General features: G+C 46.8%; 23 protein-coding genes and 1 pseudogene. 5 read left to right on the top strand and 19 right to left on the bottom strand.

The genetic code is table 11. The annotated features are described in order from the left end of the window. Positions 1-124 precede the first annotated feature (124 nt). Both ABCW47_RS05310 and ABCW47_RS05305 read left to right on the top strand, forming a co-directional pair. The gene (locus ABCW47_RS05310) at positions 125-886 is read left to right on the top strand and encodes a LytR/AlgR family response regulator transcription factor (RefSeq protein ID WP_343208813.1); all 762 of its coding nucleotides are present in this window, start codon (positions 125-127) and stop codon (positions 884-886) included. Positions 887-1,082: 196 nt separating this feature from the next. Continuing rightward, positions 1,083-1,961 carry a methionyl aminopeptidase gene (locus ABCW47_RS05305; protein WP_343208812.1) on the top strand — a complete coding sequence of 293 codons (879 nt, stop codon included), beginning with the start codon at positions 1,083-1,085 and terminating at the stop codon, positions 1,959-1,961. A gap of 38 nt (positions 1,962-1,999) precedes the next feature. Here the strand turns inward: ABCW47_RS05305 and ABCW47_RS05300 are convergent, their stop codons facing one another. Further along, the gene (locus tag ABCW47_RS05300) at positions 2,000-2,635 is read right to left on the bottom strand and encodes a class I SAM-dependent methyltransferase (RefSeq protein ID WP_343208811.1); all 636 of its coding nucleotides are present in this window, start codon (positions 2,633-2,635) and stop codon (positions 2,000-2,002) included. 97 nt (positions 2,636-2,732) lie between these two features. Here ABCW47_RS05300 and yeiL point away from each other — a divergent pair, with 97 nt between their 5' ends. Then, positions 2,733-3,392 (top strand): transcriptional regulator YeiL, encoded by a 660-nt coding sequence (gene yeiL, locus ABCW47_RS05295; protein ID WP_343208810.1) that lies wholly within the window; start codon positions 2,733-2,735, stop codon positions 3,390-3,392. Positions 3,393-3,428: 36 nt separating this feature from the next. Here the strand turns inward: yeiL and ABCW47_RS05290 are convergent, their stop codons facing one another. Genes ABCW47_RS05290 through ABCW47_RS05280 form a run of 3 tightly spaced genes read right to left on the bottom strand, consistent with a single transcriptional unit; the run spans position 3,429 to position 5,504 of the window. Beyond that, positions 3,429-3,920: a flavodoxin family protein gene (locus ABCW47_RS05290; protein WP_343208809.1), complete on the bottom strand. Its 492-nt coding sequence runs from the start codon at positions 3,918-3,920 to the stop codon at positions 3,429-3,431. A gap of 14 nt (positions 3,921-3,934) precedes the next feature. After that, a complete protein-coding gene (locus ABCW47_RS05285) occupies positions 3,935-4,660 on the bottom strand; it encodes a hypothetical protein (RefSeq protein WP_343208808.1) in 726 nt (241 codons plus the stop codon). Beyond that, entirely contained in the window at positions 4,635-5,504 is an 870-nt protein-coding gene (locus ABCW47_RS05280) for an ABC transporter ATP-binding protein (RefSeq protein ID WP_343208807.1), read from the bottom strand. Before ABCW47_RS05280 ends, ABCW47_RS05285 begins: the two co-directional genes overlap by 26 nt. Positions 5,505-5,759: 255 nt before the next feature. On the opposite strand from ABCW47_RS05280, the gene ABCW47_RS05275 reads away from it, so the two are divergent. Then, positions 5,760-9,026: a UvrD-helicase domain-containing protein gene (locus ABCW47_RS05275; RefSeq protein ID WP_343208806.1), complete on the top strand. Its 3,267-nt coding sequence runs from the start codon at positions 5,760-5,762 to the stop codon at positions 9,024-9,026. A 191-nt stretch (positions 9,027-9,217) separates the two neighbouring features. On the opposite strand, the gene ABCW47_RS05270 is transcribed toward ABCW47_RS05275, so the two are convergent. The 12 genes from ABCW47_RS05270 to ABCW47_RS05215 form a co-directional block, all read right to left on the bottom strand. After that, the gene (locus ABCW47_RS05270; protein WP_343208805.1) at positions 9,218-10,036 is read right to left on the bottom strand and encodes a DNA-3-methyladenine glycosylase family protein; all 819 of its coding nucleotides are present in this window, start codon (positions 10,034-10,036) and stop codon (positions 9,218-9,220) included. Further along, positions 10,023-10,850, bottom strand: a complete 828-nt coding sequence (locus tag ABCW47_RS05265) for a DUF1835 domain-containing protein (protein ID WP_343208804.1) — start codon at positions 10,848-10,850, stop codon at positions 10,023-10,025. The genes ABCW47_RS05270 and ABCW47_RS05265 overlap by 14 nt, the downstream gene beginning before the upstream one ends. 78 nt (positions 10,851-10,928) lie before the next feature. Continuing rightward, complete coding sequence (locus ABCW47_RS05260) at positions 10,929-12,662, bottom strand: ABC transporter ATP-binding protein (RefSeq protein ID WP_343208803.1); 1,734 nt, start codon at positions 12,660-12,662, stop codon at positions 10,929-10,931. Further along, complete coding sequence (locus ABCW47_RS05255; RefSeq protein ID WP_343208802.1) at positions 12,655-14,430, bottom strand: ABC transporter ATP-binding protein; 1,776 nt, start codon at positions 14,428-14,430, stop codon at positions 12,655-12,657. Before ABCW47_RS05255 ends, ABCW47_RS05260 begins: the two co-directional genes overlap by 8 nt. A 23-nt stretch (positions 14,431-14,453) precedes the next feature. Beyond that, entirely contained in the window at positions 14,454-15,992 is a 1,539-nt protein-coding gene (locus tag ABCW47_RS05250; protein ID WP_343208801.1) for an ABC transporter ATP-binding protein, read from the bottom strand. Between the two features lie 8 nt (positions 15,993-16,000). Continuing rightward, on the bottom strand, positions 16,001-16,738 hold the full coding sequence (locus ABCW47_RS05245) for an energy-coupling factor transporter transmembrane component T (protein WP_343208800.1): 738 nt from the start codon (positions 16,736-16,738) through the stop codon (positions 16,001-16,003). Beyond that, positions 16,738-17,319: an MptD family putative ECF transporter S component gene (locus ABCW47_RS05240; RefSeq protein WP_343208799.1), complete on the bottom strand. Its 582-nt coding sequence runs from the start codon at positions 17,317-17,319 to the stop codon at positions 16,738-16,740. Before ABCW47_RS05240 ends, ABCW47_RS05245 begins: the two co-directional genes overlap by 1 nt. 147 nt (positions 17,320-17,466) lie before the next feature. Continuing rightward, on the bottom strand, positions 17,467-18,453 hold the full coding sequence (locus ABCW47_RS05235) for a helix-turn-helix transcriptional regulator (protein WP_343208798.1): 987 nt from the start codon (positions 18,451-18,453) through the stop codon (positions 17,467-17,469). A gap of 174 nt (positions 18,454-18,627) precedes the next feature. Then, entirely contained in the window at positions 18,628-19,485 is an 858-nt protein-coding gene (locus ABCW47_RS05230) for an SIR2 family NAD-dependent protein deacylase (RefSeq protein ID WP_343208797.1), read from the bottom strand. A 152-nt stretch (positions 19,486-19,637) separates the two neighbouring features. After that, a complete protein-coding gene (locus ABCW47_RS05225; protein WP_343208796.1) occupies positions 19,638-20,132 on the bottom strand; it encodes a pyridoxamine 5'-phosphate oxidase family protein in 495 nt (164 codons plus the stop codon). A 44-nt stretch (positions 20,133-20,176) separates the two neighbouring features. Then, complete coding sequence (locus tag ABCW47_RS05220; RefSeq protein ID WP_343208795.1) at positions 20,177-20,827, bottom strand: class I SAM-dependent methyltransferase; 651 nt, start codon at positions 20,825-20,827, stop codon at positions 20,177-20,179. Continuing rightward, a complete protein-coding gene (locus ABCW47_RS05215) occupies positions 20,805-21,365 on the bottom strand; it encodes a PadR family transcriptional regulator (RefSeq protein WP_343208794.1) in 561 nt (186 codons plus the stop codon). Before ABCW47_RS05215 ends, ABCW47_RS05220 begins: the two co-directional genes overlap by 23 nt. Before the next feature lie 215 nt (positions 21,366-21,580). On the opposite strand from ABCW47_RS05215, the gene ABCW47_RS05210 reads away from it, so the two are divergent. Then, a complete protein-coding gene (locus tag ABCW47_RS05210; protein WP_343208793.1) occupies positions 21,581-22,057 on the top strand; it encodes a hypothetical protein in 477 nt (158 codons plus the stop codon). Positions 22,058-22,547: 490 nt separating this feature from the next. Here the strand turns inward: ABCW47_RS05210 and ABCW47_RS05205 are convergent. The 3 genes and pseudogenes from ABCW47_RS05205 to ABCW47_RS05195 form a co-directional block, all read right to left on the bottom strand. Next, positions 22,548-23,597 (bottom strand): annotated as a pseudogene (locus ABCW47_RS05205) (M56 family metallopeptidase); the annotation flags it as partial. Positions 23,598-23,941: 344 nt separating this feature from the next. Further along, the gene (locus ABCW47_RS05200) at positions 23,942-24,112 is read right to left on the bottom strand and encodes a helix-turn-helix domain-containing protein (protein ID WP_343208792.1); all 171 of its coding nucleotides are present in this window, start codon (positions 24,110-24,112) and stop codon (positions 23,942-23,944) included. Positions 24,113-24,304: 192 nt separating this feature from the next. Continuing rightward, on the bottom strand, positions 24,305-25,207 hold the full coding sequence (locus tag ABCW47_RS05195; RefSeq protein WP_343208791.1) for a hypothetical protein: 903 nt from the start codon (positions 25,205-25,207) through the stop codon (positions 24,305-24,307). Positions 25,208-25,293 lie beyond the last annotated feature (86 nt).

The following is a 25,293-nucleotide window of genomic DNA, read 5'->3' as shown; positions in this document are numbered from 1 at the left end:
TCCTTCAATGAAAGATCCGCACGTTATTTGCTCCTTTTTTCACTCATATTGCCTTTTCTTTATTCTTTTCCTGCGGGCTGAATTCCGATATAATAAACACATAGGATCGTCAGGAGGAGACAACATGATAAAAATTGCGGTATGTGATGATGATATAAGAGAACAGAAGCAGATCGTCAGCTTACTGGACAAATATGCTGAAGCCAATGAGAGGATTGATCTGAGTGTTTCCTGCTTTACTTCATCTCTGGACCTGGCCGAACAGCTGAACGAAACAGACGGCTATTCCGTCTATATTCTGGATATTCTGATGCCCTCCATCGACGGCATCGAGCTGGGAGAACGGATAAGACAGAAAGACGATTCTGCCTTTATTCTTTATCTTACCGCATACCCCGATTATGCCGTCCGTGCATTTTCCGTATACGCATATCAATATTTAATGAAACCCGTTACAAGTGATATTCTGTTCCCGGTCCTGAATAAAATCGTTCAGGCGCTTGCCGATCTAAACAGCCGTTCCATTGCAGTCAAAACCGCCGACGGTCTCTATGCCCTCCGGCTTCATCTCATCTGTTATGCGGAGTATCAAAACCATCGGGTCCACTATCATCTAACCGATGGAACAGTCATAAAAAGCGTAACGCTGCGCCAGTCCTTTGACGTCATCTTAGAGCCGCTGCTCCGGGATAACCGCTTTGTTAAGATAACTGCCTCCTATCTGATCAACCTGAACTGTGTCACAGCTTTTAACAAACGTAATCTGGTGCTGTCCGACGGCACATGCCTGCCGGTTTCCAGGAAATTGTATACTCGTGTAAAGCAGAACTATCTTGATTTTCTGCTGGGAGAAAACAAAGTCACCGCGGATCTGCCGGGACAATAACTGTATTTTGCCCGCTTAAGGCCGGGCCTGTTATTCAAGTCTTTGTTAAACGCATTATAATACCTGCCGTATGGAATTACAACGGAAAGAATATACTTCATCATTTCTGTATTTTCTCCAATTGTGTTATACTGGAATATCATCTGTAATACTCTCGTATTCATTACATCAACAGATATAGAACAGGAGGCACTTTATGTCCGGAAAACAATTAGACCGAAATGATCCCTGCTGGTGCGGCAGCGGAAAAAAATATAAACAGTGTCATATGGAAACAGACGTACGGGTCCGTCAGGCAGCCAGGGAAGGGCATCTTGTCCCTTCCCGTAAACTGCTTAAGACTCCGGAACAAATAGCCGGAATCCGGGAAAGTGCTGCAATTAATATAGCGGTTCTGGATTATGTAGCGCAGCACATCAAAATCGGAATGACGACAGAAGAAATTGACCGTCTCGTATATACGAAAACAAAAGAGATGGGCGCAGTCCCTGCACCCCTGGGGTTTGAGGGTTTTCCGAAAAGTGTGTGTACCTCCGTGAACGATCAGGTCTGCCACGGCATACCTTCCCCAAACTGCATCTTGTCCGACGGAGATATTATCAACGTGGATGTTTCCACGATTTATAAAGGATACTACTCTGACTCCTCCAGGATGTTCTGTCTGGGAAATGTATCTCCGGAAAAACAGAAACTGGTACAGGTCGTAAAAGAATGTGTCGAACTGGGCCTTGAACAGGTAAAACCCTGGGGATTTCTTGGGGATATGGGCCAGGCGGTCCACGATCATGCCAGAGAAAACGGCTATACCGTTGTCCGGGAGATCGGCGGCCATGGGGTGGGTCTTTCATTCCATGAGGACCCCTGGGTCAGCTATGTCTCCAGAAGAGGCACTGGGATGCTTCTGGTTCCTGGAATGATCTTCACTATAGAACCGATGGTAAATATGGGCAAAAGCCGTATCTTCGTAGACAGCAGGAATGAGTGGACAGTCTATACGGACGATGGTATGCCCTCCGCCCAGTGGGAAATCATGGTTCTGGTTACCGAAACCGGCCACGAAGTTCTGGCATATTAAAATGGGATGCCGTAATACAGCATCCCATTGAAATTTTATCAAAGCGGCTTCTGCCCGATATAGCAGACGCCGTTGGAGGTGTGCCCGTTCATGGTTCTGTGCACCGTCTCCTGAAACAGCACTTCCCTCCATTCTCCGGTCAGTTCCCTGATCCACTCTTTGGTATGGTGCCGGACCACCGCTCCCTCCGGGAGTTCAAACACACCGTACATGCCGAACTTCTCTTCATCGCGCTGATAACGGGCTCTATTCCGTTCATCTGAGTTCATCAGAAAATCACTGATCAAAATCACTCCTCCCGGCTTTACGACACGCCGTATTTCCTTTAGCAGTCCATGCTGTTTCTCATTTTCCCGAATACAGGTTAAAACCGCAAATAAGAGAACGGCATCTACACTCTCATCCGGCAGGTCAAGGATGCCTTCTTCCATGATCCGCAGATCCAGACAAGGAAACTGTCTCTTCCCTCTCCGGATCATTTCTCCGGAAAAATCCATTCCGGTCAGGTTGTGATACCCCTTCTGATACAGTTCATTAAGTGTCCTTCCATAACCGCAGCCCACGTCCAGTATCCGGCTGTTCCTGTCTATATAGCCTTCCCAGGCTTCGAAGGGAAAGGTGACCGTAAACTCTTTCTCTCCCGCCGCCTTATCCCAGTACTCTCTTTGATTCATATCCGTTACCTCCTGCCTTTTCTTGCAGTATAAACAGATACCATCTATAATGATATGAGAAATCTCATACTGCTGACCCTGCAGAAAGGAGTCCCCTATGAAAGAATTATCTGTAACCGATTCTGTCCTAAGTCCCGGTCTGCTCTCCGAACTATTCTCCTTTGACGTCCTGCCCTTCACTAAATTGGTTCAGTTTGAGAGCGGCGAAACAATATTTCATGAAGGGGACGAAGTAACCACACTCTACTATCTCATAGAAGGCCGGGCAAAACTCTATCTGACACAGAAAAATGGTAAGGTTTCGCTGGTTAATTTCCTGGACGCGCCCTGTTTTCTGGGAGAAATGGAACTACTGGGGGCTCAGTCCTGCACCAACGGCATTCAGGCCCTCTTTCCCTGTACCTGTCTGGCGCTGCAGCTATACGGATGCCGGGACCGGCTGTTGAATGATAACCGTTTTCTGCGCTGTCTGAGCCTGTTTCTCGGCAGAAGGGCCCTGCAGAACACGGACCATTTTATCCGCAATCAAGCCTGGCCGCTGAAAAACAGGCTTGCCCGCTTTATTCTCACCGCCTCCCATACCAATTTATATCGTGAGAAGCACACGGAAGCCGCCGAATATCTGGGTGTTACCTACCGGCATCTGCTCTATGTGCTGACACAGTTCTGTCAAGAGGGCATCCTGCTGAGAAAAAAGATAGGGTATCTCATTCTGAGGCGGGACCTTCTTACAGAATATGCCGGCGCGATGGAATAGCCCTGCCCCAATATCCGCCATTCACTGATACTTCCATTATTCTTCCGGGAACAGTTCCTTTGCCTTTTCGGCAATACGGGTCCCAAAGATCTCAAACATGTCCCTGCTCTTCTCAAAGTTTTCCTTTAATGCAACCGGCCCCAGGTGAATAAAGGGCTGGCCTAAGGCGGAACCGCCGGAATAAACCAGCATCCCGTCCACCATCAGGTGGGTTAAAATAACGGAAATTGCCATGTCCGCGCCTCCCTGGGCATGGTCCGCTGTGGCAAAGGCCCCTCCGATTTTTCCTTTTAATTTTAATTTGCCCGATCCATCCAGAAATTTTTTGATCTGCCAGCATGGATTGGCATGCCAGGTCGGCGTTCCCACGATTACCGCTCTGCTTTCCCCGATAAACGCTTCATCCATGTGGGAAATATCAAAAACGCCCGTTTCAATCCCTGCAATCTTTTCCATTCCGGCGGCAATCACCTCCGCCATCTCCTTAGTTTTTCCTGTCTTACTGTAGTAAACAACTGAAAGTTTCATTTCAAATCCTCCTTTTATTCTATTCCTTTTCGTTTCATCAGCCATGTGTACAACACAATCTCCAGCGCGATATATCCTGCCATCCATAAAAAAACCGGTCCGCAGCTGCTCCAGGAGAAAACACTCTCCCGTCCGAACACGGCGCTCAGATCGTATACCGGCGGAACGGCCCACAGCAGGAACCGGGACCAGTTAAACTGTTCTGTTATCCCTCCCTTTACCATAGTCAGAAGTCCGAAGACAAGGCACAGCAGCACCGCTTCATTCCTCTTCCTCCATATCCTTCGGTTAAAAAACAGGCCTGTTATTCCGCCGCAGGCAGACACAGTCCAGAACAAAAGGAAGCCGGAGACAACGTCCGCCGGCGTCATTGCACGCTCAAAAAATGTGAACCCGGAACGCAGATGCACAAGCGCCGGATAGAGAACCGCCAGGACAGAAACAGCTGCGCCAATCCGAAATATGCAAAATACTTTGCCAAGGTAATAGGCGGACTGTCCGGAACAGCGGATCAAAATAGTCTGTTCGATCATGCGGTCATCCATCTCTGCGCAGCTGCACCCTACCGCCAGCATCATCAGAAACAGGAACAGCGCGCAGACGCTGAAACTGCTCAGCAGCATCTGTGGTCCTGCCGAATAAGCCATTCCCAGATAACCAAGGAAGCAGGCCAGAGGCACGATCCACTTACTGCTGTGTAATATCATATCCCGTTCAAACCGTATCAATGCCCGCATCATGTCCGCCCACCTCCTCAAATTTCACCACATGAGTACCCTGCTGCATCAGCTCAACGAGCAGTTCTCCCGCGGTTACCGCATCTGTCCCAATCCGGATATAATTTCCCTGCCGGGATACCCCAAGTCTCTTATCGTTATTTTTAAACCGGTTCAGGACATCTCTTAACGCCGGTCCATCCTCCGCGATCACATATCCGTCCGCTTCGGCTCCTCTCCTGAAATAGCTGCTCCCATCCTCCAGTCTTGTGTTCTTAATCTGGTAAACGGTATCTGCCAGCGCATCGATTAGTTCCGGCTCGTGGCAGGCCATCACCACCGACATACCCATATTTGTGCGCCGTTTTATCTCCTTTATGAAATTGCTGCGGGACATATAATCCTGTCCGGACAAAGGTTCATCCATAAACATAAGATCTCTCTTTCCGATCAGGGCCTGCAAAACGGCAACCTTCTGCAGTGTCCCTTTTGAGAGATATTTCATAGGAGTATTCAGCATATTTTCCAGAGAAAACATGCCGTAGAGTTCTTCCGGAGACAAAGCGATATGCTCCTTATCTTCCATCTGCAGAATATAGCTCATAAACTTCGGAATCGTGAAATTTGTTTTATCATAGCGGTCCGTTATCATCGCTTTCCGGACAGAAGGTTCTGCTTTCACTGTACCGGTATCCGGTCTGGTCAGACCGGCCAGAATCTTAATAAGAGTGCTCTTTCCGCAGCCGTTTGCCCCAACCAGCGCAACCGTCTGGCCCGGACTCACCTCCAGATTAATCCCGGTCAGTACCGCTTTCCTGCCGTAAGTCTTTGCTATTTGTCTGGCCGCCAGCCGTATTCCCTTGTCCATTTTCCTGTAATCTCCCCGGTGTTCATACCATCTGCAATGTGTTAAGCTTCTGCCATTATAACATCCCCCATGGGAAGATTCAATTTACGAATCCTTAAGCTTTTTCTCTTTCCCATGCCTTTCTTGCAGCAAGTTCCAATTCGATTTATAATAGATAGTATGACATTATTTCCCATACGCGGCACGGGCCGCAAGATTTGTATACAAAAGAATGCAGTGATTCTACATCACAAGTGCTTCAGAACGGAGGAAGAAATGCTGATAGCCGACCTGCACATTCATTCCAGATATTCCCGTGCAACCAGCAAAGACGGAGTGCCCGAGTATCTGGATCTCTGGGCCAGACGCAAGGGGATAGATCTGCTGGGAACCGGAGATTTTACCCATCCGCTCTGGCGGGAAGAATTGACGGAAAAACTGGAGCCCGCCGAGGAGGGTCTCTATATATTAAAGAAAAAATATCGCCTGGAGGATGATTTTACCCGGGCTGACCTCACGCCCCGCTTTGTTGTTACCGGTGAAATCAGTTCCATCTACAAGAAAAACGGCAGGGTCCGCAAGGTTCATAACCTGATTCTGCTCCCCGGTCTCGCGCAGGCGGAGGCACTCTCCCACAGACTGGAGGCGATCGGAAATATCCATTCCGACGGCCGTCCGATCCTGGGTCTTGACAGCCACGATCTGCTGGAGATTACCCTGGATGTATGCCCGGAGGCCGTTTTTATCCCGGCCCATATCTGGACGCCCCATTTCTCCCTGTTCGGAGCTTTTTCCGGTTTCGACACCATAGAAGAATGTTTTGAGGAGCTGACGCCTCACATCCATGCATTGGAGACCGGCCTTTCTTCGGACCCTCCCATGAACTGGAGGCTGTCCGCCCTGGATTCCTATAATTTAATTTCCAATTCTGACGCCCACTCTCCCGCCAAGCTGGGCAGGGAGGCCAACCTTCTGGATATTGAGCCGTCCTATCCCAATCTTGCCAGGGCAATACAGGGCGGCAGCGGCTTTGCCGGCACCATCGAATTCTTTCCGGAAGAGGGAAAATACCATCTGGACGGACATCGGAAATGCAATCTCTGTCTGAATCCGTCCGATACGGTCAAATATAACGGCCGCTGTCCGGTCTGCGGCCGGAAAATCACCATCGGTGTGCTGCACCGGGTGGAAGAGCTGGCCGACCGGGCGGAAGGGTATCTGCCCGCTCACAGGAACCCCTTTGAAAGTCTGGTGCCTCTGCCTGAGGTGATCGCGGGCTCCACCGGCAGGACGCCGGCCAGCGCGAAAGTGCAGGAAACCTACTATGCCCTGCTGCGGGAACTGGGACCGGAATTTCCTATTCTGAGAAACGTGCCGGTGGATGAGATACGACGTATCGCCGGGCCCTGCGTGGCGGAGGGTATTCACAGGCTCCGGAGAGGCGAGGTCAGCCGGGTACCCGGCTATGACGGAGAATACGGTACCATTCAGCTGATCAGCAAATATGAAATTGACTCCCTGTATGGCCAGCTCAGCCTGTTTAGTGCGACTGAGACAGCTCAGATGGAAGCCGCGGCGGCAGCCGAAGAACCAGATCTTCCTGCCGTTCTCCCGGAGGAAATTCCGGAAGATTCCTGTAAAGAGATTCTGGAAGAGGGACCCCTCGCAGGCCTGAATACGGAGCAGCGCAGGGCTGTCCTGGCAGATGACTCTGTCATCGCCGTCATAGCCGGCCCCGGAACCGGCAAAACCAAGACTTTAGTTTCCCGTATCGTCAATCTTATCTCAGAGCGTCAGGTTAAACCTTCTGAAATCACTGCGGTGACCTTCACAAATAAGGCGGCAGCCCAATTACGTGAGCGTTTGGAGAAAGAACTTCATGGAAAACGGGCGGTACGCCCCATGACGATAGGTACGTTTCACTCGATCTGCCTGAACCTGCTGACCTCCTGGAATGACCCGTATATTCTGGCCGACGAGCAGGAACGGGGCGAGATCGCCGGAAACATCCTGCAGGAGTGCGGTCTGAACCTCAAGCCGCAGGCCTTTTTATCCCAGGTATCCGCCTTCAAGACCAGATCCGGCGAAGTACCTGACGATCCTGAGTGGAACAGGGCCTGCGCCCGGTACTGCGAGACGCTGACAGACCTCCGGCTGATGGATTTTGACGATCTGCTGCTGCGCGTGATCTCCTGCATGCAGGAGGACAAGGAGAAAAGGGACCGTGTCCGCTCCCGCTTTACCTATCTGCTGGTGGATGAATTCCAGGATATTGATGATCTCCAGTATCAGCTTGTGGCACTCTGGCAGTCCTGCGGGAAAAATCTTTTCGTAATCGGAGATCCGGATCAGTCTATCTATGGTTTTCGTGGTTCTAACCCGGAATGTTTCAGCAATCTGGCCAGGGACAACGAAGAAATGTGCCTGATCCGCCTTATAAATAATTACCGATCAACCCCGGAGATCCTCAGCTGTGCTCTGCCGGCGATTTATCCCAATGGGAATTACGCCAGAGAACTGCGTCCGCAGCAGAAAAGCGGACCTCTGGTCAGTCTGATGACCTCCGAGAGCGATCTTTCTGAGGCAATATTTATTGCGAAAGAAATTAACCGGATGATTGGCGGAATTGATATGCTGGATGCCCAGGATATGCTGCCTCATATGGAGAGAGAGCAGCCCAGAGGCTTTTCAGAGATTGCGGTACTTTACCGTACCCATCATCAGGCAGAATTGATTGAACGCTGTCTTTCCAAAGAAGGGATTCCATACGTGGTAACCGGCCGGGAGGATTATCTGTCTGATGAGACCGTTCGCGGAACCTTAAGTTTCTTCCGCTTCCTGCTCCATCCGGAAGACCGGGCTGCCGCTGTCACCTGTCTGAGACTGATCTGGAAGGCCTCAGAGGAAGCGGTTCTGGCTTTTATGGAGCTTTTAGGGGAAGCTCCTGCCGTCTTGTCCTCTGAATATCTCTCACAGATTTCCGAGCAGCTGGCCCTCCGGGGCTTCATCCAGAGTTTTACTGGTGTTATGGCAGATTTCCTTCCGGAAATCCAAAAGACGGAGCCGCGCAAATTACTGGAACACTGGTTCGCGCTCCATGGCACTCCGCTTCGAAAATCTGTGGAAAAACTTTTAAACACTGTTATATTTCATAGTACAATGGAAGACTTTTTGAATACGCTCCTGCTGGGCGAAGAAAACGATCTGTCCCGCAGCCCAGACCGTACCTATTCCTCCGATGCGGTGTCCCTTATGACACTGCATGGCTCGAAAGGGCTGGAATTTCCCGTTGTATTTATAGCCGGTGTAAAGAAAGGGACCATTCCATATGAGTCGGATCACCACCCGGCAGACGCAGAGGAAGAAAGACGCCTGTTCTATGTGGGAATCACCAGAGCAAAGGAGGAACTGATCCTGATGACCTCACCGGAGCCCTCCGTTTTTCTGAATGACATTCCGGAAGAACGGTTCTACAGAGATATTACTCACAGGCGCAAAGCCCTTCCTGAGGCAGAACAGCTGAGTCTGTTTGATCTGATGTAATGGATACAGAAGGGAGTATAGGAAATGAACGAAGAAGTAATCCTTGGAAATGTGATGATAGATTGTGACGATGTTTGATCCTGCCGGACATCCTTTTTGTCTGTGCAAAAAATTGTAAACCGCCAGCAATCTTACATAAATAAACAGGGCAGCCAGCGGAGAGTTTCTATCTCCCGGCTGCCCTATCCACTTTATTTCTTAAATTTCAGATCATAGTAAAATAAATACTGCTGGATAATTCCCAGGTATCCCTCATAGCGCAGGAAGGGAAAGCCTGCGGGATAATGTTCGTTCAGAATGCTGCGGATATGGGTGTCAATAGGAAATGCATTGATCTGATATAAGCCAAATAAGCAGATGCAGTTGGCAACCTTTTCCCCTATTCCATATAATTCCAACAGCTCCTTCTGCATTTCTTCCCCCGTTTTGCCGTTCAGCGCCCGGGCAAATTCCTCCCATTTTCCGTTTCGAAACCGATCCACCAGCCGTTTCATGTATTTTGCCCGGTAGCCCAGGCCGAGAGCCTCGTACTCTCCCTCCGTCACACCGGAGAGACGGTCCGGGGAAGGGAAGGAATAATATTCTTTTCCCCGGATTACACCGCAGCACTCGCCGTATTTTTCTCCCAGCTGTCTGACGCTGTTTCGGATTCTGGCGATATTATTATTCTGAGAAATCAAAAAGCTTACCATTACCTCCCAGAGATCCTGTCTTAAAATTCTGATACCGGCTCCAAACTCAACGGCTCTCTGGAGATACTCATCGTTCGGGTCCACAGACCGTTTTAGTTTCCCGTAATCGGTATTCAAATCAAAATAGCCGGACCAGAACTGTGTAAATTCCGCCTCGCCGCAGGAAAAATGAAATTGTTGTTCCCTTTGCTCCACTTCCATACAGTGGCAGCCTGATGTGATCACATACCGGTTCTCACCAGTCTTGTCCCAGTAAAAGCATTGACCGGAATCCGCGATCTGTTCCAGATTAAGATCCGGTATCTTACGTATCACCATATCGTTTCTCCCTGTTTCTTCCTACCTGAGGACACCGGTCGCCCTTGGTCAGAATTCCGGAATAGGGTTGATCCCCGGAAGGCGTCCGGACTTCTATCAGCTCCCCGCTTTGTATCATAGCGAGGATTCTCAGATACAGCCACCGACCTCCCACTCCCGGCATCGCTCCCAATGTTTTCCCGATCAGCTGCGCCATTTTAAATTCTCCCTCCGGCATATTGGCCCGGAGGGCAAAGTCGTAGAAATCTTCCGGCACACCTGTCACCCGGCCATTTATAATAGCCCGCAGCGGCGCATTTTCCTGTACCAGTTCCCGCCAGTATAATCCGTTTGCCCTGCAACTGACCCTGCTGACCGGCTGCCTGGTTCCAGCTAAGGCTTTTATCTCTTCTATCGAAAGCTCGCCGGTATGCCGGGGCCTTGCTGCGCTGTCCTCTTTCTCTATGAACGCAGGAACCCGCACCTCATACAACTGATTTTCCGTCTGTTCCATCAAATAGCAGATGTAATAAAAGGCACACTCTTCCTCCGGGCTGGCGGCGCAGTGCCAGACACACACCGGTTCTCCCGACTGCTTTGCGGCTTCGATATGAAGCAAAGTCTCTTTGTTTGTCCTGGCAAGTTCCTCCGCCACTCCGGGAAACTCATCAAACAGCAGCTTGAGCACGTCATTTCTTTCGCTGTTTATATCCGCCAGACTGCCGATATCCAGCGCCAGGGTAAATGCGCCCACGGTACTGTCTGCCTGTCCCAGCCGGCGCAGGGCCATCTTGATCCCACCGGCTGCGCTGTCATTTAATCCGATCTCATACATCTTTCGGTTCTACCTCCTGCACAGACAATATTATAAATCAAATTATTCTCCTTTGGTAGTCCCGTCCGCAGCATAATATTATGCCATTTTCCATTTCTGTGTCTGATTCTGGAGCTGAATCATATTTTTACAGAGCCCCTCCTGGTTCATCAGTTCTTCAGGGCTTCCGCACTGTTCCACAACTCCGTTGGAGAGTACTACGATTTTATCAACCCCGGAGACCGTTCTCATACGGTGCGCAATAATCAATACTGTTTTATTTTGAATCAGCCTTGATAATGATTCCTGAATCATTGTTTCGTTCTCCACATCAAGGGATGCGGTGGCCTCATCCAGAAGGATAATCGGTGTATCCTTTAGAAAAGCCCGTGCAATGGAAATACGCTGCCGCTCTCCGCCTGAAAGTTCGGAACCATTCTCACCGATAAGTGTATTCCAGCCGTTCGGCAGCTTTTCAGCAAACTCATCGCAGTGAGCCAGTCTGGCAGCCTGGATGACTTCCGCATCCGTAGCGTTCTTCCGTCCGATACGGATATTCTCCAGTACAGAATTATTGAATAAGGTGACATCCTGAAACACGATGGAATACAGACTCATCAGTGCTTCCGGATCCACTTTTGATATGTCCATGCCACCAACGGTTATTTTGCCGCCGGTTATATCCCAGAATCTGGCGGCAAGGCGGGAAACAGTCGTCTTTCCGCCGCCAGATGGGCCGATCAGTGCAGTGACTTCTCCCTGTTTTGCCGTGAATGATACATTGCGCAGTACCTGCTCATTTTTATTGTAGGCAAAACCCACCTGATCGAACACGATATCGCACCCCCGGTTGGTCAATGTCTCTGTACCGGTCTGCACCGGATATGACAGAATTTCATCCATACGCTCACACTGTACATTGGTAGCAATAATTGCCGCCAGATTTTGAAGGGCCATCTGCATCGGGTCATACAGACGGGATACCAGAAGCAGAAACATAAAGTAAGTCAGGACGTTTAAGGTACCCTGGACAAGCAGGAACCCTCCCACAAGAGCTACCGTTGCAATGCCTAGTTTCAAAATCATCTGTGACGAGACGACAAAGAGCGCTGTCCCAAGTTCGGTGATAATTGCCCGTTTTTCCACAGCCCTGATCTTGTTGTCCAGACCGGCAAGATACTGTTCCTGTGCATTGTTTGCCTTCAAATCCCGCACCGACTCCAGACATTCCTGAATTCCGTCGGCGCATGCCATCTTGACAGCCATCTGTTTTCTTCCAAGCGCATGCTGTACTTTGGACGAAAATACCACGATAAGGAAGGCAACCGGCAGCACCCACAGGGCTGCAAGAGCCATCCTCCAGTCAATAAACAGCAGGCCTACGGCTATCAGCAGTGTGGATACAAGCGAGGCTACCAACTCCGGTATCCAGTGGGATGAGGCAGTTTCCAGCGTTGCACAGTCTGCCATTATAGTGCTTGTCAGATCAGACAAGTTCTTTTTATCAAAGAAGGACAATGGAAGAAGCCGGAGTCGCTCCGCCAGTGTAATACGCCGGACACCGCTCTCGATATAAGTGGCAAAATATGTGGCATTATACTGAATGTAAGTGGTAATGGCAATCAAGACAATGCAGACAATAATCCCTCCAAGATAAAAAGCGGATCTGCCGTTCGCTGTCCCCTCTTCCATGAAATCAGATATCATGGAATAAAGAAGGGTAACAGGAAACATCAGGGCGAGATTGTATGCTGTACAGGCCACAAAGGCCTTTACCATATCCTTTGCTCCTTTTTCAGAGAGAGCAAAGCGATGCTGCAAATATTTAAGCATTCTGAACACCTACCTTCCACCTGGCACTGCGGTTGTATTCTCTCCACATGTGTGCATAAAGTCCATTCTTTGCCGTCAGTTCGTCATGAGTACCGCTTTCTTCAACTCTTCCTTCCTTCACGACAAAGATTCTGTCCGCTCCCGTAACCGTGGAAAGCCGGTGAGCGATCATAATTACTGTTTTTCCCTTAGACAGCTCCGTAAAAGCTGTCTGAACCCTCGCTTCGTTGTCCGGATCGGCAAATGCCGTGGCCTCGTCCAGAATCAGAATCGGGGAATTCTTTAACATCACCCGGGCAATGGAAATACGCTGCTGTTCTCCTCCTGAGAGGTAGACTCCCTTTTCTCCTACGACTGTATCAATGCCATTCGGCAGTTTCTCAATAATATCACTGCATTGTGCGCTGTAAAGCGCTTTCATGACCTCATCCCGTCCTGCATTTGGCCTGGCCATACGCACGTTTTCAAAAATAGAGGCCTTAAGCAGTTTTGAATCCTGAAAGACAAACGAAACCGTGTTCATCAATTCTCTGCTATCGATATCCCTGACATTCACGCCGCCGATTTTCACTTCCCCCTTATTTACATCCCAGAATCGGGCAATAATGGAGGCTAACGTCGTCTTACCGCCGCCGGAAGGTCCCACCAGAGCTATATGTTCCCCCGGATTCACAGAAAGAGTGATCCCATTCAGGGCATTTTGAGCCGCCTCCCCGTACCGGAAGCTGACATCTGTAAGAGTGACAGAATTATCCTGTGGATGCCCTGGGGCGAAAGGTTCAGGCAGCGGCTGCATCTTCATGATGCTGTCGATTCTCTGCATAGCATCTGCAACGATCATTTTGTTTTCACTGGAAAACATAATTTTATTCAGGGTAACCGATATAATTGGTGTAATGATTATATAAAACAGCAGGTTTAATAGAAATTCCCCGGTTACTCCATCTGCAGTAAAAATCAGGCCCGCTGCAATCAGCACAGCAAATACCGCATTGATTGCCGTAGTATAACAGGTCATAGGCACTCTCAGATCCTTTGTATAAGAAATTACCCACTTTTCATAATTATCTATCGCAGCCTTAAACCGTTTGAAGGAAAACACTGACTGTCCAAATGTCTTAACCACCGGAATTCCTCGGACATATTCCACTGCCTCATTCGACATCTGTTCCAGAGAATTCTGGTACTCGGCCATCTTATCCTGCATCTTTTTTCCGGTCATAGCGGACATAATCAGAAATGCGATAACCACCGGAATGAGAGACAACAGCCCCAGCCGCCAGTCAAACACAAGCAAAAGTCCCAAAAGCCCGACAGGAGTTACATATGCTCCCCACATGTCCGGCAGCTGATGGGCAAGATATGTTTCGGTGGCAGCACTGGATTCATTGACAATCTTGCGCAGCCTGCCGCTGCCGATACCATCTGCAAATCCCATAGGCAATGAGGCAATGTGATGCATGGCCCTGGAGCGTATATTCGCTTGCACGCGAAACGCTGCTATATGAGAACACATCAGTGCAGCAATATAAATTATCATAGACAAAACAGAAAAAAACACTGCTATCCACCCATAGTGCGCAAGGTTCTGTGCGTTCCCAAAATCCGGGGCCGCATCCAGTACCGCACTGATAATCTGCCATATGTACACAAACGGAACAAGCGCTGTCAGTGCGCTGACTGCCGACAGAATCCAGGATAATATAGTCAATATCCTGTATGATCCGGCATAATCGAAAAGCTTCGACAAATCAGACTGCTTCTTCAATTTTATAACCTCCTCTTTTATAATTAATGAACCGTATCATAGATTATCTCTCTGCTAAATTCAGCGGCTTTTAAGCATTTTTTTGCACCATCCCGATATTTTTGCTGTAGGCTCCCCGCTGCAAAAAAGTCAAAGAGTCTTGACCGATTTTCTTCATTCAACGGATAACAGGCCGCTGCCCTTCCGTTCTCCAACTGTAAAATATGGGTGCAGCAGCGCACAATTAATTCCGGGTCATGGGTGACTACAAATACCGTTCTGCCGCCGCTTATGGAACGAAGCAATTGCGCCGTCTGTTCCATATGATGAAAGTCCAGGCCGCTGGTCGGCTCGTCAAACAGCAAAATGCTCTTATCTGCAAGCAGAGCGGAAGCTACTGCCACCCGCTGTTTCTGCCCTCCGGAAAGGGACATGGGATGCCGTTCACAAACTGTATCCAGATCCAGGGCAGCAAGAACTGCTTCCGCCTTCTCCTTAATCTCGTCCTGCATGCCAAGCAGGACCTCATCCTTCACAGATTCACAGAATAGCTGGTGATTCACATCCTGCATAACCATATAACATTTCTTCAGCATATTCCTTCGTCCGTAATCCTTCCCGTCCAGTCTGGTTCTGCCCTTAAACTGCTTTTCAAGACCACAAAGACAGCGGGAAAAGGTGGATTTCCCAGCGCCGTTATGTCCAATCAGGGCTATGACGCCTCCAGCCGGAACAGAAAGTGCCGGGATATCCAGTACCTGGTTCCCCCCATAAGAAAAATAATAATTTCTCAGATTCAGTTCTCCCGTCCCCCGATAATCCATATCGTTCAGCGGCAGGTCTTTCATCGACAGAGTCCGCAGACCAAGATCACAAATTTTCTCCCGCGGATATGTGCACAGTTCTGTCATGGGAATGTCAAAACCGATCCGTCCGTCTTTCAGGTAAATCACCCGGTCACAGATATCTTTCAGCCAATATAGACGGTGTTCCGCAATAACAATCGTTTTCCCTCTGGATTTCCAATAACGCAGTGTTTCCTTCAGATTCTCAATTGCACTCATATCCAGATTGGAGGTAGGTTCATCCAGCACCAGCACTTCCGGGCGCATCGCAGATACAGAAGCGCAGGCCACCTTCTGCTTTTCACCGCCGGAAAGCTCAAAAATATTTTTTCCAAGCAGATGGGTCATATTCAATTCCTCCGAAGCCTCCTGTATCCGTTCCCGCACCGCATTCTCAGATAGACCTAGATTTTCACAGCCGAATGCCAGCTCACTCGTAGTATCCACACAGAAAAACTGGCTGCGGGGATTTTGAAATACACTTCCTACATGCCCGGCTGTTTCATAAAGTTCCCTCTCGGACACGTCGCAGCCGCAAACCAGCGTTCTACCCGACAGTTCTCCTTCATAATAGTGAGGAATCAGGCCATTGATGAGACGTGTAATTGTTGTTTTTCCACAGCCTGATTCTCCGCACAGCAACACACATTCCCCACTGCGAATCGAAAGGGAAAGTTCCTTTAACACTTCCCCATCGGCATTGGCATATTGAAAGCTAACATTTCTAATTTCTATCATCAGACACCTCACAAAATCCCGACACTCGCAGCCAGACAGCAGGCAGGCGGTACTACACAGATTAAAATAGCAGCCACATCCTGTATATGAAAACCGATTTGGCAGACATTTGTTCTCTTCACGCTTCCGCCCAACCCCCGGGTAAGTGCCGCTGCGGATAGTTCATCTCCTATTTTTACCGAACAGGATAAAAGCGGTATCATTCTATATTCCAGCATTTTTCCTGCGTTTTTGCCGCCCAGCGATATGCCTCTCATTTTCATGGCGGCGTTGATGGATGAGAACTCATCGGCCACTGTGGGAAAAAAACGAAACATAACCGACAGGGGAATAATTAGTTTTTCACTCAGGTGGATGCGCTGCATGGCTGCCGTGAACTCGCTGACGGTAGTAGTGGATACCACATACATTCCCATCATAATGCTGGGAACAAATCGTGTAGCAATTCCCGCCGTGCCCAGCAGCATAAAATGTACTGCTCCTTCTGTGATCGGGCCCAGCAGTGCATACAGCATATATATGGACAGATACATGACAACATAAACAGCGGCTTGTCGGTATTTCTTTCCGCTTACAAGAAGGAATAAGGGCATAACGCAGAGACACGGAGATAGAAAGGCAGTTTTCTCATTCCCCATGCCTCCAAGCACAAAGAGTGCCATAGTAAACAGCATAATAAGCTTTGTCCTTGGATCAAAAATCAGACCCCGGTTCTGCACATCCGCCTGTAGAATTCCTCGCGTCATCAGGCTATCCCCGCTTTATAGAAATGCTTCTTAAGAAGCGATGTCCCAATCAGGCCTCCAATTATTCCGCTGACAAAGGCGGCTATCAGAAGTACCGGACACATCCACATCGGGAACAGTTTCGTCATGGTATCAATGTATTCCTGCCCAAATTCCTGACGAGTGGAAAAATACGCTTCAATATTAATAAACAGAGGAACAAAATTACCCCATACCCACATACTGAAAACTCCACAGGTAAGCACGGCTTTACTTTTGCTTTTATAATCTCCGCTGCGGTAAATTAATTCGGCAGCTAATCCGGTAACCGTGCCCACAAGAATAGCATAATAGCCCATGCCGGTCATCAGCATCAGGATCCCCATTAATATACTCATGATCCAGATCATCCCAAACTTATTCACCTTCGTCAGAAACAGCATGAATGGAATTCCTCCGATTACAGGAACGATCACACAGAGCAGCGCCATAAGAATCGGTATGTATCCCAGCATCGCCACCGCAAATATGACAACAAAGTAAATTGCGGTAAAGATACCCACATTGATCAGATCCTTACCTTTCAGTTTTTCACTTTTCATTTCTATTCTCCTCCCATTTATTTAGTTAGCTTTGGCTAACTTTTGTTTTTAAAAGAAACGCCTCTACAGCGTTTTACTGATTCATTATATGATTGTCTAATAAGCCGCTTCCGCTCCAAACGGATAGAAAAACGTTCCAAAAAGACATTAGTTCCGGTGAACATCCTCCTTCATCTTCCCGTCCCATAGGGCTCTGTATTCACTGGGGGTCACACCCATCACATCTTTAAAGGCACTTGCAAATTTGCTGCCGTTGTCATAACCGAAACGTCCTGCAATTTCCAGAATTGTACCGTCGCCGTGAGTGAGCATAAGACCGGCCGCCTGCATTTTCTGCGTACGGATATAAGAATACACCGATACTCCGTATACTCCCCGGAAGCTATTTTTTATCTGGCTTCCGGAGACATGAAATCGTTCCGCCAGCTGCTCCAGGGTAATTTTGTTCTCCATATGCTCCGTCAGATATCTGCATACACTTTTAGCAATGGTAACCTGTGCAGCAGAATAACAAGGCTTCTTCTGCTTCTCCTTTTCAATCTCCATACCACTTAAGAAAAGCAGAAGTTCCAAAACCTTGATTTTAAAATAACCACGCCGTATTTCCTCTCTCACAGAATACAATTCAGAGAAAATATGTTCCAGACAGGGTTTTGACCGCGCGACGAAGCAACTGCCTTCACTGCAAAATTTACGGATCAATGCAGAAGGTCTTACATTAACGTCATCTAATATGCAGGAAAGGCAGGCCGGCGCCCGGTCCATGTCGATCGTTATTGTAATACCGTGATAGTGACTGAGGGGAAAATAGGAGCTGTGTCCGGCGTCCTCCTTTTTGGCGATAACCATGTCCCCTGGTGCCAGATAACAAAATTCATCCTTAAATTCACACTCAATCCTGCCTTCACGGCAATGGTTGATTTCCAGTATGTTTCCAAGCACCGTGTTTTCGATTCCGCAGTGTTGAATATGTACATCGTTATAAATCAGTTCAATTCCAGGAAAGACCATATAACTGGTCATAATGACTTCCCCTGTTTCGTCTGAAAGACGATAGACAGTGCAGTCATCTTTTCTGGATATGATCTGAACATCTTTCCCATAAATATTTTTCTCACGCTGTGTCGCCGCCATATGTTTATCCCCGGACCCCCGCATGCAGCCATACCGCTCTGCGGCGGGGAGTGCTTCATTCCATTTATTGGTTAGTCACTTCTAACATCATGTTATGCTAACACTTCCGGCGAAATGTGTCAATGTGTTTTTATGCCTGGGGGTTCCGCGCAGACAGCCATTGAATCTGCAGTTTTATACTTGCTTTAGCACGTCCCCAATGTCCCCATCAATGCAGATGGAACGCTCTTTGATTTCCTTCGGTGCACAGGCCTCTCCAGCATTAATGCAGACATATACCGCATTTTTCCATTCATGAGCCATCTGCCAGAAGCTGTATTTAATAATTCCCGGAGTATTAAAACCCGTTCCCAGATCGAAAAATAATGTTTTATTGTTCTGATGGCCGCGAAGAAATTGTGCGTACCGCTCCCCCGCCCGATGCCAGCCCTCGTCCTCCACAAAAGAAGCATCCATGCGCAGATTCATGCTCATTGGTTTCCCGCATACGGGACAGTACGGGATCAGTTCAACGGGGATTTTCCCATCCTTCTGCTCAGTTACCATCCGCAGCACAGACTCTTTGTTATCGTAGGTCTTATTGTGGCAGGGGACAGAGCACTGCCACAGACCATAGTCTCCCTGCGTATAGAACAGCCGGTTTTTATCAAATCCCGCCTTCTGAAAACAATGGTCCACATTCGTGGTCAGCACAAAATAATCCTTCTTCCCGACCAGCGCAAGCAGATCCTCATACACCGGTTCTGGTGCATCCATATAGCGGTTAATATAAATATACCTGCTCCAGTAAGCCCAATATTCTTCCAGAGAGCCAAAAGGATAAAAACCGCCGGAGTACATATCATAGAAACCGTACTTTTCAATAAAATCTTCAAAATACCTCGTAAAGCGTTCTCCGGTATAAGAAAAGCCTGCGGAGGCAGAAAGCCCCGCTCCCGCTCCAATGATAACAGTATCCGCCTCTCGAACCATCTCGTTTAATCGTTTTATACGGCTCTTTCCTTCCTCTTGCTCCGGTACTGCTGCTTTCATTCTTACCTCCTTGCCGGTGCTGGTTTTGCACCTCTTTTTCAGAATCCATCCGGCATTCGCTTCCTGTGCTCTGACTTAATCATAGTTTTGAGCTGCGGCTATGTAAAGAGGATACTTAAAAGTGGGATAGTTACCGTCAGGATACCATGGACTCAATTGCCGTTGTTCATCCGCACCAGCTCAATCGCTTCTTTTCCGGTCATATGTTCAATGGTGAGTTCTACCATGCAGAGCAGATGAAACTCCCGTTCTATCTCCTGCATCCGCCCCTCTTCATCCGTCGGAGAATATTTCTTTGCCAGCTTTTCAATCGCGCTTCTCTTCTGTGCATCCCCCTCCAGAATCCGCGCCCTTCCAAAAACAATGACACTTCTGAAATAGGTGGTAAATTCTTCCGGCACGATATGATCCTGGTCAATCACACAGAAAGACACTTTGTCATTCCGTGTCATCGCATCAATTTTATGCCCGCTCTTTGCACAATGAAATATAATCGTTCCATCGTGGTACACATAGCTGAGCGGTACCCCATAGGGATATCCGTCATCCCCCAGAACAGAGAGGACGCCTGACGTTCCCCGCTCCAGCATCAAAATGCATTCTTCCTCTGTAAGCTGCTGTCTGAACCGCCTCATATTTCGAATCATCGTTCCTTCCTTTCTTTCTGACATAGTTTCTCTGCAAGATATATTTATCTGCTGCCCCAGATACACAGACCAAAAAAGTCCTTTTTTACAGAAGCTGCGTTCAGCCTGGACTTTTGGAGCAGTTCGGTGATCTCCGGCAGTGTATAGGCGGCATTCAGGGAGGAAACAAGGCCAGGGCGCATAGCTCTCGGATGGGTGGACAGATACACGATCCACTTCTTCCACCTCGCGCTGTCTCTTCTGAGGTCTGTAATGCAGTAACGTCCGCCCGGACGAAGCACCCGGTAAATCTCATCAAATACCCGGACCGGGTCCTCCCACTCATGGAGCGAACCACTGGATATTACGGTGTCAAAATGTTTCTCCGAAAAGGGCATCTCCATCGCGTTTCCCAGAACATACCGGGCAGCGATACCGTATTCCTTTGCATTTTTCTTGGCAATCTGGATCATAGCCGGACTAATCTCACATCCGGTCAGGGATTTGGGGTTCATTTTCTTCGCCAGCTCCAGCCCCACATAGCCCGGCCCCGGCCCGATCTCCAGCACCGCACCTCCGTGCAGCCCGGAGGCAATCATATCATCCACATCGTTCCAGCCCTTATCTCTCATCCACCGTGCAAATTGGTCAAACACTTCCGCCGTCACTTCGCTCTGGATTCCTTCATTCGTCTCAATGATTCTGGTCTTCGCCATCGCTCTTCCCCTCCTTTATCGTTACAACTGCTTCCTCCGCCCATTTCAGTTCCGCCTGATAGTGATGCTCATGATGAGAAAAAATCAAGCCGGCATACGCTTTCATCTCCTCCGGAAGCCAGGGAATCACCTGGTTTTTATGTGCCCCTATTCGTTCAAGTGATCCTTTTAAATTAGCCTTATGATTTTCCAGAGCCTGTATCAGTTCCGATTTCTCCATATAATCAGAAAAGAACAACAGGGCATCGGTCTCAAAGGTAGGCCGGTACTTTATATCCAGTGTGCTGCAAAGCAGCTGATGAAATCGTTCCTTCCCCTGCTCGCTGATACAGTAAACCCTCTTTTCCGGCCGTACTCCTTCCTTCACATTCTGTGCGGTAATCAGCCCGGAAGACTCCATTTTTTCAAGATGATAGTAAATTGTTGGCAGCTTAATGTCCGTAAAGTCCGCCGCCTGTTCCGCCAGTAGTTTCTTGATCTGATAACCATGCTGCGGCCCGAAGCGAAACAAAAATCCCAAAATATACAAAGGTATCATATCTGTCTTTCCTCCCCTCATTACTCAGTACTGACTATAATTATACTCAGCACTGAGTATATGTCAAGCATTTATATAAAGCTTCCAGGAAATAATCGCAGATATTCTTACGCTATTTTGCTATGTATTATACACTCTACCTCAAATTTGTCACACAATTGCATTATTATAATTTAATAAACAGTAATTTCTGCAAATGAGGCGAAAGTAAACCTATGAAAAAAAAGATTTTGTATCCTCTCCTGGCACTGACACTCCTTCTTATCGCCGGAAACCTGATTCTTCCATTGTTTTATAAGGATATCCATCTGCCAAAGCTGAATTGTACGCCTGATGACATTGAAGAAATCCGCATTGTAACTTCTTATGACGCACAAAGCAACAGCGGTATAGCAAAAATAATAACGGACTCCAGTGATATAAATGATTTTATTCAGTCATGGAATTCCATGTACGTCTGCTATCCTGACATTTTACGGGGAAGCGAACCTGCGCCGGGAGGGAATGTCCTTTCATTCCACATACATTTTAAGGACAAACACGTTGAATATTATCGTCTGGTGTCATGGAACAGCATTGATCTGGAAAATAAGGGGATATATCATGTACGTTATTCGCATAATCAAAGCCTGCTTCGTCTTTACCATCGTTTAGGTATGCCCACGCAAAAGGTTACATTTGAATTTGAATAATTTATTGTAAAAAGAAGAAATGAAAGAAGAGGGGGAAATACTATGATAGCTGTTTTAATTCTGATTTTTATGGTTACATATTTTGTAGTACTTTATATCTCAGTGCTCACTGTCAAAAATGAGTTTCACCTTTTATTGTATTTAGTTCTATTTATTATTTCCATGCAGGCCTCTACGCTATATTTAGGGTATAGGATCTGGAAAAATACGAACAAAGAGGATAAATAGGCAAAGCAATAAGTCTAAATAGTAAAATCCGTTAAGATCCGTTCTTCTTCAAGGCAGGTGATACATATCAAATATACATCTAAAAAACACCCCGTTACTATCCTAAATTTTCTTTTGCTGTTTGCTATAGGACTTTTACTTCTTTTAAAACTGCCAAGCGGCGAACCCGAACTGCCGGTTCGCCTGACTGCGCCTGATAATATCATACTGGAGATGTCAAGCACAGATATTACCAGTGAATCCACGCTGGACGTCAGTTTAATCAATCATCTTTGCGCCCTTTTTGAAATGAGAAAGTTACTGGTTCAAGCTCAACAGTATTCTCTTCTTTTGTCCCATCAGGTCGGATCAGTCCTAATGTGTCATAATATTCATCACTATATTTTATTTTACTGTCATCAAAATTTGCTTGTACTGCTTTAATATATTCAAACGGATTCTCCATTGGATCAAGATTAAATTCACGGCTGAGCAACGCAAGCACTTCTTTTTGTTGGGCAGTCTGATTTCCTCTTTGTTCTTGTATTAGCTGATCAAATTGTTCCTTATTCATCCAAATACATTGTTCAATCGGATTTGCTGAACCACAAGCCAATACTAACCTAATAAAATCCGAAAAGTTATTTGCCACCGGATAAACATTTATATCTGCACAACTTTCTGGATTTGACGCAAAAACCATCTCGCCATATTCAGGAATAAAACAATACAAAATAGCTTCTTCAAACCCGACAGGCTCTGCATTAACAGGATAGCAAAAGTAAGGTACAGTTATTTCTCCAGGCTCCAAGCATATAAGGCCACAATTAAGAGAAAGTTGCTTATAGTTTTCAAAAATTGTTGACATGACGGTTAATCCTTTCATAATTGGATTTGTCGCAAGACTGATCGTTACGACAGAAATAATAGTAAGTGCAAAAACCGTTTGCCTCAACCGAGGTTTTTTATAATACATGACATTCTTAATCCGGCTTTTTATATCGCCCTCACCAAAGGCCAGTGGAGTACCGACTGTAGCCTTATGCCCTGTAGAGAATTGCAAAAGAGAGGCCGAGTATTCAGCGCGAATGTCATCTGTAGTTTCTCGCATCACCGCCTCGTCACAAGACATTTCCATATCCTTGCTGGATAGGGCAAAGGCGATCCAGACAAGCGGGTTAAACCAATGGATGCACAACGCTACAAACGCTAATATTCTGGTAATATGGTCGCCCCGCCTGATATGGTGCTGTTCATGCTGGACGATAAAAGTCTGCTCTGTTTCGGAGAGCAAAGATGGAATATAATTTTCGGTCGAAACAGTCCCAAAACAAAGGGGGTTGCTATATGGTCGGCAAGGAAAATATTATTCCTCAGAGGTACTGCACCAATGAGTCTGCGATGAAGTTTTATAAACAGGACAACGCTTCGAATAAATATGGATAAAATACCGCCAAGCCAAAGCGTTTTTGCATAGTATCAATAAGGCCTTTAAATCTAGGGGAATAATGATTATAGGAGATACGGTAAATTACTATAAACTATGGGAAAATTCTTTAGAACACATAACTGATGTGTTTAGTGGTAATTTTTTCCGCTTTGCCTTTTGGAAACGCAACTGTTATTCTTATCAACAAGAGTTATAGAATTCTTCTAAATACTCTGTAAAAAGATCGTTTAGACACTGGTATATTGTGCCAACCTGATTAAGTCTTCGATTGCAAGTTTTAGCTTTCCATTTTCATATTTAGAATACGTCTCCTGATTTACTCCTAATAATTTCCCCAAGTCTTTCTGGGTTAAATCCATATCTTCTCTCAGCGCCCTCATTCTGTCATGATAGTCCATACATTATCTCCCTTGAATAAGACATTATATGATCAGCTAGATACATAAACTATTTCATTTTGTAATTTTTTCTGCACTTAGCTCCATAACATGCGCTAAAATAAACAGAAAACTATATTCAATTTCGGATATGTAGGGCCTCTCCCATTATTAGTTTCGATGATGGAGAGGCCTTCAATAATCATGTATTAATCACGCTTTAGTTTTTGCATACTCACACTTTTTTATGATTACCTGAAGAACGGGTATTAAATGACCGTACATCAGTTCATGAACATTGGATAGATCTGCCCTGTGCGTCAGGTCATTACGTGCTTTGATTATTCTGGATAAAATATCTGCGTCTAAAACAAACTCCTGTCCCCGAACAGTATATTTTAATTCTCCAAATTTTTGAGTCAGATACTCATATAATATCACGTCCCTCTTTTTACTGCTTGAATATGTCATTTTCAATGCTTGATATTCCGGAGTGTCAAACATTATTTCAAACAGATAGTACAAAAGAATATAGCGTGAGACAACATCTTTGCTTTTTATACCAGCTAGAAAGGCTTTTTTCAGTCTTTGCGATAATGTTGATTGTACGATCGGTATGTCCGGCAGTTTAAATATATTTTCTTTGATCGTGCTGATACATGTCATTTCAATGCTGCCATATCCATTTATGTCGACTTCATTAAAAATCATCTCCGGCCCTGCGTAGCTTCGTTTTATATCCATAGATTGATAGGAAAAGCCATACATTCCCCGTTGCTGATAGAAAGAATCCTCCATTGCACAGTTGGCCGACAGAATTTCACATAGGTCTTCCACGATTTGTATTGTCTGTTCTTCTGTTTTAAATTCTGTAACAATCAATTCGACCCGCCATTGGGGGGCTTTCATTTCTTCTTTACTATAATTTTCCACACGCCTGATATGTATTTCTTCCACCTTTTGTTCTCTGATATAACAATCCTGCTGGCTGAATGCATCAACTGCAACATCAATAAAGTAGAAATTATTTTCCCAGTCAGAAGGACATTCCTCCAGTGATAGAATCACTTCAATTTTTGTGTAGCTAATGTTATCATTATTCTGAAAAATTCTCATTTTGCTCCTCCTGTTTTCCAATATATATTAATTAACCAAACAAATGGATCTCTTTCTTTTTATTATAGCAACATGAAATGCAACAC

The sequence above is a fragment of the Anaerolentibacter hominis genome (genome assembly GCF_032380675.1).
GTDB classification, from domain to species: Bacteria; Bacillota; Clostridia; order Lachnospirales; family Lachnospiraceae; genus Anaerolentibacter; species Anaerolentibacter hominis.
Note: the sequence above shows the minus strand (reverse complement) of the source record. Positions and strands in the feature narration are given on the sequence as shown.